Here is a 12767-nt window from a genome sequence, read left to right as displayed (position 1 = left end):
CGTTAACAGGAAAAGCCCTCCGGAAGAATGCGGTACCGGGCGGCAATGAGAGGTCGGCAGCGTACTGTCGGCAAGCAAAGTGGTAACGCGGAAGTAAATACAGCAATAGCAATGTATATGCCTTCGTCTTTGCAGGATCATCTTCGTGATCCTCCTGCATGGACGAAGGCTTTTTTGCGTCTTTGGCTGCGGAATCGCAAATCATTTCAAGAAAGAGACGAAAAAACATGAACACACTTGTAATCGTGCTGATCGCGGCTGTTGTTCTGTTCGGCGCGTACGTTTTCTACGGACGCTGGCTGGCGAACAAATGGGGTATCGACCCGAAAGCCAAGACGCCTGCCGTTGAATTTAATGACGGCAAGGACTTTGTACCGACCAACGGCTGGACGGTATTCAGTCATCAGTTCTCCTCCATCGCGGGCGCAGGCCCTGTAACCGGTGCAATTCAAGCTGCGGCGTTCGGCTGGCTGCCGGTACTGCTGTGGGTGCTGATCGGCGGCGTATTCTTCGGCGCGGTAGCCGACTTCGGCGCGCTGTACGCTTCGGTTAAGAACAAGGGCAAGTCGATGGGTATGCTGATTGAGAAGTACATCGGCAAAACCGGCCGCAAGCTGTTCCTGATTTTCTCGTGGATCTTCTGCTGCATCGTTGTTGCGGCATTCGCAGATATGGTTGCGGGCACATTCAACGCCTACACTGTTACCGACGCAGGCGTTACCGAGCTGGCTGCTGCCGCAACCACCAACGGTGCGGCAGGCATGATCTCCATCATGTTTATGGTATTCGCGGTTGTGCTCGGCCTTATCCAGAAAAAGTTTAACCTGACCGGCTGGAAGGAAGCAGTTGTCGGCATTGTGTGCATCGTTGCCTCCTTTGCAATCGGCATGAACTGCCCGCTTATCTTCGGCAAGGCAGCATGGAGCTATATCACCTTCGTTTATATCTTCTTCGCCGCTGTCCTTCCGATGTGGCTGCTCAAGCAGCCGCGCGACTACATGACCACCTTCATGTTCATCTGCATGATCACAGGTGCAGTCGTCGGTCTGGTTGTTGCACATCCGACTATGAACCTGCCGGTATTCACCGGTTTTACCAATGAGAAGCTCGGCACGATGTTCCCGATCCTGTTTGTAACCGTTGCATGCGGTGCGGTTTCCGGTTTCCACAGTCTGGTTTCCTCGGGTACGTCCTCCAAGACCATCGAGAACGAAAAGGACATGCCTAAGGTTGGCTATGGCGCAATGGTGCTGGAAAGCCTGCTGGCTGTTCTGGCACTGTGCGTTGCCGGTGCTGCTGCAGCAGCTGACGGTACGCCGGCAGCGGGCACGCCGTTCCAGGTATTCAGCAGCGGTGTCGCAGGCTTCTTCGAGATGTTCGGCGTTCCGGTTTATGTTGCTACTGCATTTATGACCATGTGTGTTTCCGCACTGGCGCTGACCAGTCTGGACGCAGTTGCGCGTATCGGCCGCATGAGCTTTCAGGAGCTGTTCTCCGTCGATGACATGGAGCATGCTGAGGGCTGGCGCAAGCTGTTCTGCAACGTATATTTCTCCACGGTTATCACGCTGGCATTTGGTTTCCTGCTTACCAAGATCGGCTATGCCAATATCTGGCCGCTGTTCGGTTCGGCCAACCAGCTGCTGAGCGCTCTGGTGCTCATCACGCTCTGCGTATTCCTCAAGGTTACCGGCCGCAGCAACAAGATGATCTTCCCGCCGCTGATCATCATGCTGTGTGTTACCTTCACCGCGCTGGTGCAGCGTTTCCTTGCTATGGTAAAGGCGATCTCTGCTGCCGCCTCAACGGCTATTCCGGCCGGTGAGACCACTTGGGGAGCGGTATTCATCGCAAACGGCCTGCAGCTTATCCTTGCGGTACTGCTGATTGTGCTCGGTCTGACGATCGTTATCCACTCGTTCAAGAGCTATGCCAAGAGCGAGAGAAACAGTGAGAACGCGTAAAGCCGATTCTCCATATAACAAAAACGGCTTCGAAAAACCGAAGCCGCGAGACTATCGAAAAACCCGGTTGCAGCCTAATCGCAACCGGGTTTCTTGATAGGAAAAATTCACGGAGTAATTACGGATTACTCATTCCTGATTATTCTTAAGGCAACACCGCACAATTAAAGCTGTTCGCGGATCAGTGCACCCATCTCGGAGGTGGACAGCACCTTCTCACCCTTTGCGGCGATGTCCGCGGTGCGGTGGCCTGCGTTGAGGACATTCTCAACAGCGGTTTCGATGGCGTCTGCCTCGTCCTTGAGGCCGAACGAGTAGCGCAGCATCATCGCGCACGACAGGATGGTAGCAATCGGGTTCGCAATGCCCTTGCCCGCGATGTCCGGCGCGGAGCCGTGGATAGGCTCATACATACCCTTGCCGCTCTCGTTCATGGAGGCGGACGGCAGCATACCGATAGAGCCGGTGATCATGGAAGCCTCATCGGACAGAATATCGCCGAACAGGTTGCCGGTTACGATAACATCGAACTGACCCGGATTGCGGACAAGCTGCATCGCGCAGTTGTCAACGTACATATCGGTGTACTCAACCTCCGGGTACTCGTCCTTGATGCGGTGCATGGTCTCGCGCCATACGCGGCTAGTTTCGAGCACATTTGCCTTGTCTACCGAGCAGACCTTCTTATTGCGCTTCATCGCCATCTCAAAAGCACGGCGGCCGATGCGCTCTACCTCATATACCGAGTAGTTCATGTCGTCCGCGCCGGTCTCGCCCCAGCCCTTGTCGCTCTCGCGGCGGTAGTGCTTGCCGAAGTAAACGTCGCCGGTCAGCTCACGGCAAACGAGAATGTCGAAGCCGTCACCGATGATCTCAGGCTTGATCGGGCACGCATCCGCAAGTGCCTTGTGCATCTGCGCCGGGCGCAGGTTGACGAACAGGCCCAGTGCGGCGCGCAGACCGAGCAGCGCCTTCTCCGGACGCTTGGCACTCGGCACATCGTCCCACTTCGGGCCGCCTACCGCGCCGAGCAGAACGGAATCCGCGTTCTTGCAGATCTCGATGGTCTCATCGGTCAGCGGAATGCCGTTCTTGTCGATCGAGCAGCCGCCTGCGAGGACTTCCTGGAAACCAAACTTGTGGCCGAACTTCTCGCCGACCTTATCGAGCACGAGCATAGCCTCGGATACGATTTCCGGGCCGATGCCGTCACCCTTGACAACAGCAATATTGTATTCCATGGGATTATGCCTCTCTCTCCTTGAGCGACTTGAGCAGGCCGCCCGCCTTGATGATATTCTGGATAAACGGCGGGAATGCAGCTGCCTGCCAGCTCTCGCCCTTGGTAACGTCGGTGATCACGCCGGTGTCGAAGTCTACTTCTACCTCGTCGCCTGCATCAATGCCGTTCGCCGCTGCCTCGCACTCGAGGATCGGCAGACCGATGTTGATGGCGTTGCGGTAGAAGATACGCGCGAACGAGGACGCGATAACGCAGGAAACGCCGTTCTCGCGGAGAACGAGCGGTGCGTGCTCACGGGAGGAGCCGCAGCCGAAGTTACGGGTTGCGACAACAATGTCGCCCGGGTGCATATTCTTGACGAAATCCGCGTCGATGTCCTCCATTGCGTGGGTGGACAGCTCCTTCGGGTCTGCGATATTCAGATAACGTGCGGGGATGATAACGTCGGTATCGACATTATCGCCGTACTTGAAAACCTTGCCTTTTGCGTTCATGGTATGTGTTTCCTCCCTTACTTCAGGTCGTCCGGTGCACAGATATAGCCTGCTACCGCACTTGCGGCAGCGACGGCCGGGCTTGCCAGATAAATTTCCGAGGTGATATGACCCATACGGCCGACAAAGTTGCGGTTGGTGGTGGAAACCGCCTTCTCGCCATGCGCCAGAATACCCATATGACCGCCAAGGCACGGGCCGCAGGTCGGCGTGGAAACGATAGCGCCAGCCTGAATGAAGATCTTGGTCAGACCCTCCTCGATGCACTGCAGGTAAACTTCCTGTGTTGCGGGGATAATGATGGTGCGCACGTTCGGATTTACCTTGCGGCCCTTGAGGATTTCGGCTGCAACGCGCATATCGTCGATGCGGCCGTTGGTGCAGGAACCGATGACCGACTGCTGAACCTCAATATGGCCGAGGTCGTCAATGGTCTTGGTGTTCTCCGGCAGGTGCGGGCACGCGATGGTCGGACGGAGTGCAGACAGGTCGATCTCGATGGTCTGCTCGTACTCGGCGTCAGTGTCGGCCTCGAATGCGGTAACCTCGCGGTTTACGCGGCCCTTGATGTAGTCCATCGTCTTGTCGTCTACCGGGAAGATGCCGTTCTTCGCACCGGCCTCGATCGCCATGTTGCAGATGGTGAAGCGGTCATCCATGGACAGCGCGTGTGCACCCTCGCCGACGAACTCCATCGACTTGTACAGCGCGCCGTCCACGCCGATCTTGCCGATGATGTGCAGGATGACGTCCTTGCCGGATACCCACGGGTTCAGCTTGCCGGTGAGCACAAACTTGATGGCGCTCGGCACCTTGAACCACGCCTTGCCGGTCGCCATGCCCGCCGCGAGATCGGTAGAACCGACGCCGGTGGAGAATGCGCCCAGTGCGCCGTAGGTGCAGGTGTGGCTGTCCGCGCCGATGATGAGCTCACCGGGAGCGGTCAGACCTTTTTCCGGCAGCAGCGCGTGCTCAATGCCCATTGCGCCAACATCGAAAAAGTTGACGATATTGTACTTCCTGGAGAACTCGCGGCACTCGAGGCACTGCTCGGCGGACTTGATGTCCTTATTCGGTGCAAAATGGTCCATTACGAGCGCGATCTTAGTGTTGTCGAACACCTTGTCGAAGCCCGCCTTCTCCATCTCTCGGATGGCAACCGGACCGGTGATATCGTTTGCCAGCGTGAGATCTACGTTTGCCTCGATCAGCTGACCTGCCGTTACGCTTTCCAGACCCGCATGCTTTGCGAGGATCTTCTGCGTCATTGTCATACCCATAACAGCGTTCCTCCTGCTGAATTAGTCGTTAAAATACTTGTTAATGCCGTTGATGTACGCCTTGATGGACGCCTCCATAACGTCAACCGATACGCCGCGGCCGGTAACAACCTCGTTGCTGCCGTCTACGCGGATCTTGACAATAGCCTCGCTCTGTGCGTCCTCGCCGTCGGTCAGTGCGCGCAGCGAGTAGTCCTCCAGAACGATTTCCTTGCCGATGATCTTGTCGATTGCATGGAACGATGCGTTGATCGGGCCGTCGGAAGCGGCAGCGCGCTCAAACATCTCGTCGCCCTTCTTGACGCGGATAACAGCGGTAGAGGTAATGGTGTTGCCAGAGTTGATGACAAAGCGGTCGAGCGTGTAGCGCTCCTCGCCGGAAACCGGAACAGCACCGATCAGACCCTCGAGGTCGCGGTCCTTGATGACCTTCTTCTTGTCAGCCAGAACCTTGAACTTCTCGAATGCCTTCTCGAGCTTCTCGTGATCGAGCGTGTAGCCCAGCTCATGCAGGCGCTCCTCGAACGCATGGCGGCCGGAATGCTTGCCGAGCACGATGGCGTTCTTCGGGATACCGACGGATTCCGGAGTCATGATCTCGTAGGTTTCCTTGTTGGCCATCACGCCGTGCTGGTGGATGCCCGCCTCGTGTGCGAACGCATTTGCACCGATGATCGGCTTGGTCGGTGCAACAGCAACGCCGGTAATGGTCTGGATCATGCGGCTTGCACGGTAGATCTGGGTGGTCTCGATGTTGCAGCCGATGCCGAAGTGGTCGGCACGGGTCTTGAGCGCCATAACGCACTCCTCCATCGAGGCGTTGCCTGCGCGCTCGCCGATGCCGTTGATGGTGCACTCGATCTGGTCAATACCGGCTTCAACGCCTGCCAGAGAGTTTGCAACTGCCATGCCGAGGTCGTTGTGCATGTGGCAGGACAGGATTACGTTCTCGATACCCTCGGTGTGCTCACGCAGATACTTGATACGGGATGCGTACTCCTGCGGAATCATGTAGCCGACGGTATCCGGAATGTTGATGGTAGTAGCACCGGCCTTGATGGCGGTTTCAACGACGCGGCACAGGAAGTCGAGGTCGGAGCGGGTTGCGTCCTCAGCGGAGAACTCGATGTCCGAACAGAACTTCTTGGCGAAGGCTACGTTGTGCGCTACGGATTCCAGCACCTCATCCGGCGTCATCTTCAGCTTGTACTCCATGTGTACCGGGCTGGTTGCCAGGAAGGTGTGAATGCGGGCAGACTCTGCACGGCGGATGGAGTTCCATGCCGCCTCGATGTCCTGCTCACGGCAGCGCGCCAGCGAGCAGATGGTAGCGCCGCGCACGGTATCAGCGATTGCTGCGATAGCAGCAGCATCGCCGGGAGAAGCAGCCGCAAAGCCTGCTTCAATGATATCAACCTTGAGGGCTTCGAGCTGCTTTGCAACCTCGATCTTCTCATTCAGGTTCATGCTGCAGCCGGGAGACTGCTCACCGTCACGCAGCGTCGTATCAAAAATCTTAACTGTTCTTCCCATGGTATCTTGTCCTCTCCTATTCAGAATTTTACCGGGTTTACAGGGACAAAAAAAGCTCCGTCCCTTAATCCAATCATTAAGAGACGAAGCGAAAGCTCCGCGGTACCACTCTTGTTGCCGCAGTATGGTGCGACCCCTCTATGCACATCTGACAATGCGCTCCCCTGTAACGGTGGGTATCCGTTCCCTCCTACCGGTCCGAAGGACTTTCAGCGGACAGCTCCCGGGCGAGTTTCACTGCTTCCTGACGCTGCCTTACACCAACCGGCAGCTCTCTGCGGACAGGGGTGACAATTACTTTACCCGTTCATCACCTTTATCAATATGTTTTTATATTAGACCTCTGAGCCGCTGTTGTCAAGACTTTTTTTAAGGCAGCGCCGGGCATACTGCACCGCAAACAGATTTGACAAACCTTCTCCAATATAGTAAAATAACACTGTATACAGGAAAACGCTGTTTTCCTGAGCACATCTGTTAAAAGCTGTGAAGAGAAGAGTACGCAGTGAAGTACGTCAAAGCGAGTTCCGGGCGGTGAAAGCGGAACGCGGAGGGCACTGCCGAACATGGTCTTGGAGCTTCGCACCGAACCTGCTTTGTGATAGTAGGCAAGGCTGCGGCGGCAAGGTTCTGCCGTTATCGAGGACGATGGGTAGCATCCTACCCGCTGAGGCGCCTTTCCGCGAGGAAGGCGTAAAGCAAGGTGGTAACACGGAAGGTTTGTCCTCCGTCCTTGCAGTGGCAAAATACAGGCCATTGCAGGAACGGAGGATTTTTTATTCCCTGTTCCCTGCTGTCACGCATAAAACATATTTATATATGTAAGGAGAGAATACACGAATGGACAAGAAACCCTATTATATCTCAACGGCGATCGCCTATACCTCGGCGAAGCCGCACATCGGCAACACCTACGAGATCGTGCTGGCCGACGCTATCGCACGCTACAAGCGCATGACCGGTTACGACGTTTATTTCCAGACCGGCACGGACGAGCATGGTCAGAAGATTCAGGAGAAGGCCGAGGCAGCCGGCATCACGCCGCAGCAGCACGTTGACAAGATTGCCGGTGAGGTTAAGACCATCTGGGATCTGATGAACACCACCTATGATAAGTTCATCCGCACCACCGACCCGATGCACGAGAAAAAGGTGCAGAAGATCTTCAAAAAGCTGTACGATCAGGGCGATATTTACAAGGGCGCGTACAAGGGCAAATACTGCAAGCCGTGTGAGTCCTTCTGGACCGAGAGCCAGCTCAAGGACGGCTGCTGCCCGGACTGCGGCCGCCCGTGTGTAGACGCTGAGGAGGAGGCATACTTCTTCCGCATGAGCAAGTACGCCGACCGCCTGATGAAGCACATCGAGGAGCACCCCGAGTTCATTCAGCCGGAGAGCCGCAAGAACGAGATGGTAAACAACTTCCTCAAGCCGGGTCTGCAGGACCTGTGCGTTTCCCGCACCTCGTTCAGCTGGGGCATTCCGGTAGACTTTGACCCGGGCCACGTTGTTTATGTTTGGCTGGATGCGCTGACCAACTATATCACCTTCTGCGGCTACGATCCGGACGGCAACCACGATGAGCACTACAAGAAGTTCTGGCCGGCTGATGTGCACCTGATCGGCAAGGATATCATTCGCTTCCACACGATTTACTGGCCTATCTTCCTGATGGCGCTCGGCGAGCCGCTGCCCAAGCAGGTATTCGGTCATCCGTGGCTGCTTGTCGGCGACGGCAAGATGTCCAAGTCGCTCGGCAACGTTATCTATGCGGACGATCTGGTTCGCCTGTTCGGTGTGGATGCCATCCGCTACTACGTTCTGCACGAGATGCCGTTCGCAAATGACGGTGTACTCTCCTACGAGCTGATCTGCGAGCGCATTAACTCTGATCTGGCAAATGTGCTCGGCAATCTGGTCAACCGCACGATTGCCATGACCAAGAAGTATTTCGGCGGCATTGTTCCGGCGCCGACCGCACCGGAAGCGCTTGATGACGAACTGAAGGCAGTCGCACTCGGTCTGCCGGCAGCTGTTGAGAAGAAGATGGATACCCTGCACGTTGCAGACGCCATCGACGAGGTATTTGCACTGCTGCGCCGCTCCAACAAGTATATCGACGAGACCATGCCGTGGGCGCTCGCCAAGGACGAGAGCAAGCAGGCGCGTCTGGGCACGGTGCTGTACAACCTGCTCGAAGCGATCCGCTTTGCCGCTGTTGAGCTGAAGCCGTATCTGCCGGACACCGTCGACAAGATTTTCGCACAGCTGGGTGTTGAAAATAAGGGCGTTGAGAGCCTGACCTCGTTTGACGGCATGCAGCCGGGTCAGCCGGTCGGCGAAGCCTCCATCCTGTTCGAGCGCATCGACATTCCGAAGAAGCTCGCTGAGATCGAGGAGGAAAAGAAGGCTGCCGAGGCAGAGCAGAAGCCTGCAGTTGAGTTCCTGCCGGATATCCCGTTTGACGATTTCTGCAAGGTCGATATGACCGTGTGCAAGGTCCTCGCGTGCGAGAACGTCAAGAAGAGCAATAAGCTGCTCAAGTTCCAGCTGGATGACGGCTCGGGCACGCCGCGTCAGATTCTGTCCGGTATTGCCAAGTATTACAAGCCGGAGGAGCTGGTCGGCAAGACGGTCGTCGCCGTTACCAACCTGCCGCCGCGCAAGATGATGGGTCAGGAGTCCAACGGCATGCTGCTTTCCGCCGAAAAGGACGAAAAGCTCAACCTGCTCATGCTGGACGACAGCATTCCGGCTGGCGCTAAACTGTGCTAAAATAAACACACTTTACAACGGATTCCGCAGGGCGGGGTGCCCTCACCCCGCCGCACATAAACGGGAACACTCGGTTGCAACGGCGGGCTGAGGGCAGCCCGCCCTACGAATGGGTTAACAGATGTGTTATCCCATGTATAATTTCGCACACACTACAATCAACAATTTAGGAAGCGAAAATTATGACAAGAGGGCGAAATGCAATGTGGATCATTTATGCGCTGCTCTCTGCGGTATTTGCCGCACTGACAACGATTTTAGCCAAAATCGGCGTGGAAAACGTGGACAGCACGCTTGCTACTGCTATCCGAACCGCTGTGGTGCTTGTGATGGCATGGGGCATGGTCTTCCTGCTAGGAAAACAGGGCGGCGTAAGCGCAATCGGCGCCAAAAGCTGGGTATTTCTTACCCTGTCCGGACTGGCGACCGGCGGTTCGTGGCTGTTTTACTACAAGGCCCTGCAGATGGGCGAGGCCAGCCGTGTGGCTCCGATCGACAAGCTGAGCGTTGTTATCACGATGATTCTGGCGTTTGTTGTCCTGCACGAGACCGTGACGGTCAAGGGCGTGATCGGCGGCATTCTGATTGCGGCAGGCACGCTGTTTATGATTCTGTGATATATTTTAAGCAAAAGAGTTAAGAACAGAGTGGAGAGTGGAGATTTATGTTTTCTGCACTCTCCACTCTTCACTCTGTTATTGAGGGTTTTACATGCACAAAAAATACTTCTTTTTTGATATTGACGGCACGCTTTCCACCGGCCTCACCACCATGATGCCGGAAAGCGCAGTAAAGGCACTGGCGCAGCTTCGTGCTAACGGCCACTTTACCGCCATTGCGACCGGACGGCTGCAGGCATCTGCGGCAGCCGTTGCCGCGCGCTACGGCTTCACGGACATTGTAGCGGACGGCGGCTGGAGCGTAACGCACAACGGTGAAATTGTTGAGATGGAGTCGCTGCCGGCGGCCGACTGCATTGCTCTGATCGAGCGGCTCGAGCAAGCCGGTATTCCGTGGGCGGTGTCGCCGGAGAACGAGAAACTATGCGTAACAACGGATAAAAATTATCTTCCGTATGCACCGGAGAACTACTTCCCTGTTCTGTGGGACCCGCATTTTGATTATCACAGGTTGGAGCATCTGTACAAGGTTTACTACGTCTGCACGCCTGATGAAGAGAATCATATTGACGCGGGCGGTCTGCCGCTTGTGCGGTACAATCCCCATGTGATTTTCGTTGAGCCGAAGGAAAAACAGCGAGGGATTCGCTATTTTCAGCAGCTTTTATCCATTCCGGATGAGGATATTGTGGTGTTTGGCGACGGCATGAACGACATCTGCATGTTCGGTCAGGGATGGCTGTCTATTGCGATGGGCAATGCCCGCGCCGCGCTCAAGGAGAAGGCGGATTACATCACAACCGACGTGGATAAGGACGGACTTTGGAACGCCTGCAGGCATTTCGGCTGGATTTGAGGAAGGTTTACTATGCTTTTTGATACACATGCACACTATGACGATGAACGGTTCGACGAGGACCGCGATACGCTGCTGGCTTCCATGCCCGAGAACAATGTCGGCCTGATTCTCAATCCCGGCTGTGATGTGGAAAGCTCGCGCAAGGCGGTCAGCTACGCGAATAAATATCCATTTGTATATGCGGCGGTCGGCATTCACCCGGAGAACATCGAGGACGGCTGGGAGGCTGATCTGGAGACCATCCGCGCACTGGCACAGAACGAAAGCAAGATCCGCGCCATCGGTGAAATCGGTCTTGACTATTACTGGGAAAAAGACGAGCGTGCGCGTGCGCGGCAGCAGGTTGTATTTGCCCGCCAAATGGAGCTGGCGCGTGCACTACACCTTCCTGTCATCGTGCATGACCGCGATGCGCACGCCGACAGCATGGAGATCACCCGTCGGTATCCGGATGTGATCGGCGTGTACCACTGCTATGCCGGTCACGTCGAAATGGCACGCAAACTGCTGAAACTCGGGTATTATCTGTCATTCACCGGTGTTATCACGTTCAAAAATGCTAAAAAAGCGAAGGAAGTCATTCGTGAAGTGCCGATTGAGCGATTGATGATCGAGACCGATTCGCCCTACATGGCACCCGAACCGTTTCGCGGCCGTCGTAATTCCTCGCTGTATGTGCATCGCATGGCTGAGACTATCGCGGAAATCAAGGGCATAAGTGCCGCAGAGGTTGAACGGATTACAACCGAAAACGGCAGACAGCTGTTTGGTATTTCCGGGTAAGATAGAACAAAACAGGGACAAGAGGTAAAATCTCTTGTCCCTGTTTTGTATGGTGGAGACGGTGGGGATCGAACCCATGACCTCTTGACTGCCAGTCAAACGCTCTCCCAGCTGAGCTACGCCCCCGATTCGGCTAATAAACTTTGCATAAAAATTATAACGCAACGGATCGGTTAATGTCAAGTACAGAGCATCTGGCAGTATCACCGAAATCGAAAAGTAAAAATTGGTAGTGCTGCCGAAAATTTAGGCGGAACTGCCAATTTTTATCCGCTGCTGTGACTCCATCCCAAACTTTGTGTAAACCTCCAACAAGGTGTAGAATAGAAGCCGAATGACGGAGGTAATCACAATGGCAAGAAGGAAAAGAACCCCAGAAGAAAACACACGTCGTGAAAAAATTCGTGAGCTGCTGCAGCTGGCGAATGTAGGCAGCATGGATGACATTCAGGAACTGTTCAAGGACACTATCGCGGAGTTCATGGAAAACGGTCTGGAGGCCGCGTTGGACGATCAGCTGGGCTACAACCGGTATGACTACAAGAACAAGGACACGGATAACAGCCGGAACGGGCACAGCAGCAAAACCCTGCGCACCAGTTTTGGCGATGTAGAGGTATCTGTGCCGCGGGATCGCAAGAGCGAATTTGAACCCAAGGTGCTGCGAAAAAATCAGACCAGCATCAGCCAGGACATCGAGGAGAAGATTCTGTCGATGTATGCAAGGGCATGACGACCAGCAATATCGAAGCACATATTCAGAATATTTACGGCGTAGATGTCTCTGATACCACGGTAAGCCGTATCACAGATAAAATCCTTCCTGCATCGAAGAACAGATTGTAAAGAAGGCCGTCTATATCGCCATCGATATTGATCTTGATGGTCGGAAGGATGTTCTGGGAATGTGGGTTGGCGAGAACGAAAGTGCGAAATTCTGGACTACAGAGGATATTGCTGAGCTTAAAGCGCAGGTGCAGGAAATGCAGATGCAGATTGATATTTTAAAGGAAACGATCAATGTATTAAAAAAAGACCCCGGCATCGATCAGACAGCTCTCCGGAACCAGGAGAAGGCAGCGATTATCGATGCCCTGAAAAATAAGTATTCGCTGCCGGAACTTCTGTCCGCATTACACTGCCCGCGCAGCAGCTATTATTACCAGCAAAAGCGCGCAAAAAAGCAGGATAAATACTGCCATGTCAAAGAGAAAAT

The 12767-nt window shown here is 54.9% G+C and carries 9 protein-coding genes, 1 tRNA gene, 1 pseudogene and 1 other annotated feature; of the genes and pseudogenes, 6 read left to right on the top strand and 5 right to left on the bottom strand.

Annotation, left to right across the window (positions count from 1 at the left end):
- The first annotated feature begins 227 nt into the window (after window positions 1-227).
- The gene (locus PG722_RS10210; RefSeq protein WP_270580475.1) at window positions 228-1964 is read left to right on the top strand and encodes a carbon starvation CstA family protein; all 1737 of its coding nucleotides are present in this window, start codon (window positions 228-230) and stop codon (window positions 1962-1964) included.
- A gap of 164 nt (window positions 1965-2128) precedes the next feature.
- Here the strand turns inward: PG722_RS10210 and leuB are convergent, their stop codons facing one another.
- From leuB to PG722_RS10190, 4 genes are read right to left on the bottom strand one after another with little or no spacing between them, the layout of a single operon-like run.
- Window positions 2129-3205 carry a 3-isopropylmalate dehydrogenase gene (gene leuB, locus PG722_RS10205; RefSeq protein ID WP_118285757.1) on the bottom strand — a complete coding sequence of 359 codons (1077 nt, stop codon included), beginning with the start codon at window positions 3203-3205 and terminating at the stop codon, window positions 2129-2131.
- A gap of 4 nt (window positions 3206-3209) precedes the next feature.
- The gene (gene leuD, locus PG722_RS10200) at window positions 3210-3701 is read right to left on the bottom strand and encodes a 3-isopropylmalate dehydratase small subunit (RefSeq protein WP_110436813.1); all 492 of its coding nucleotides are present in this window, start codon (window positions 3699-3701) and stop codon (window positions 3210-3212) included.
- A gap of 17 nt (window positions 3702-3718) precedes the next feature.
- On the bottom strand, window positions 3719-4981 hold the full coding sequence (gene leuC, locus PG722_RS10195) for a 3-isopropylmalate dehydratase large subunit (RefSeq protein WP_270580474.1): 1263 nt from the start codon (window positions 4979-4981) through the stop codon (window positions 3719-3721).
- Between the two features lie 21 nt (window positions 4982-5002).
- The gene (locus tag PG722_RS10190) at window positions 5003-6514 is read right to left on the bottom strand and encodes a 2-isopropylmalate synthase (protein ID WP_118359336.1); all 1512 of its coding nucleotides are present in this window, start codon (window positions 6512-6514) and stop codon (window positions 5003-5005) included.
- A 76-nt stretch (window positions 6515-6590) separates the two neighbouring features.
- Window positions 6591-6834 (bottom strand) — a binding site (T-box leader).
- A 520-nt stretch (window positions 6835-7354) separates the two neighbouring features.
- Between PG722_RS10190 and metG the strand changes: the two genes are divergently transcribed.
- The 4 genes from metG (at window position 7355) to PG722_RS10170 (ending at window position 11551) form a co-directional block, all read left to right on the top strand.
- Window positions 7355-9289, top strand: a complete 1935-nt coding sequence (gene metG / locus PG722_RS10185) for a methionine--tRNA ligase (protein WP_270580473.1) — start codon at window positions 7355-7357, stop codon at window positions 9287-9289.
- A 203-nt stretch (window positions 9290-9492) separates the two neighbouring features.
- Window positions 9493-9906 carry an EamA family transporter gene (locus PG722_RS10180; protein ID WP_117488099.1) on the top strand — a complete coding sequence of 138 codons (414 nt, stop codon included), beginning with the start codon at window positions 9493-9495 and terminating at the stop codon, window positions 9904-9906.
- A gap of 94 nt (window positions 9907-10000) precedes the next feature.
- A complete protein-coding gene (locus PG722_RS10175; RefSeq protein ID WP_117488101.1) occupies window positions 10001-10765 on the top strand; it encodes an HAD hydrolase family protein in 765 nt (254 codons plus the stop codon).
- Window positions 10766-10777: 12 nt separating this feature from the next.
- Window positions 10778-11551, top strand: coding sequence for a TatD family hydrolase (locus PG722_RS10170; protein ID WP_270580472.1), 774 nt, complete (start codon window positions 10778-10780; stop codon window positions 11549-11551).
- A gap of 50 nt (window positions 11552-11601) precedes the next feature.
- Here the strand turns inward: PG722_RS10170 and PG722_RS10165 are convergent.
- Window positions 11602-11677: transfer RNA gene (locus PG722_RS10165), tRNA-Ala, on the bottom strand.
- A 226-nt stretch (window positions 11678-11903) separates the two neighbouring features.
- Here PG722_RS10165 and PG722_RS14235 point away from each other — a divergent pair.
- A pseudogene (locus tag PG722_RS14235) lies at window positions 11904-12767 on the top strand (transposase); the annotation flags it as partial.

The sequence above is a fragment of the Butyricicoccus sp. OF27-2pH9A genome (assembly GCF_027693185.1).
Classification (GTDB): domain Bacteria; phylum Bacillota; class Clostridia; order Oscillospirales; family Butyricicoccaceae; genus Agathobaculum; species Agathobaculum butyriciproducens.
The sequence above is the reverse complement of the archived record's forward strand: the minus strand, read 5'-3'. Positions and strand labels throughout refer to the sequence as shown.

Coding starts and splice junctions, on each gene's coding strand:
- PG722_RS10210 (WP_270580475.1), top strand. CDS start 228: ATGAACACACTTGTAATCGTGCTGATCGCGGCTGTTGTTCTGTTCGGC.
- leuB (WP_118285757.1), bottom strand. CDS start 3,205: ATGGAATACAATATTGCTGTTGTCAAGGGTGACGGCATCGGCCCGGAA.
- leuD (WP_110436813.1), bottom strand. CDS start 3,701: ATGAACGCAAAAGGCAAGGTTTTCAAGTACGGCGATAATGTCGATACC.
- leuC (WP_270580474.1), bottom strand. CDS start 4,981: ATGGGTATGACAATGACGCAGAAGATCCTCGCAAAGCATGCGGGTCTG.
- PG722_RS10190 (WP_118359336.1), bottom strand. CDS start 6,514: ATGGGAAGAACAGTTAAGATTTTTGATACGACGCTGCGTGACGGTGAG.
- metG (WP_270580473.1), top strand. CDS start 7,355: ATGGACAAGAAACCCTATTATATCTCAACGGCGATCGCCTATACCTCG.
- PG722_RS10180 (WP_117488099.1), top strand. CDS start 9,493: ATGTGGATCATTTATGCGCTGCTCTCTGCGGTATTTGCCGCACTGACA.
- PG722_RS10175 (WP_117488101.1), top strand. CDS start 10,001: ATGCACAAAAAATACTTCTTTTTTGATATTGACGGCACGCTTTCCACC.
- PG722_RS10170 (WP_270580472.1), top strand. CDS start 10,778: ATGCTTTTTGATACACATGCACACTATGACGATGAACGGTTCGACGAG.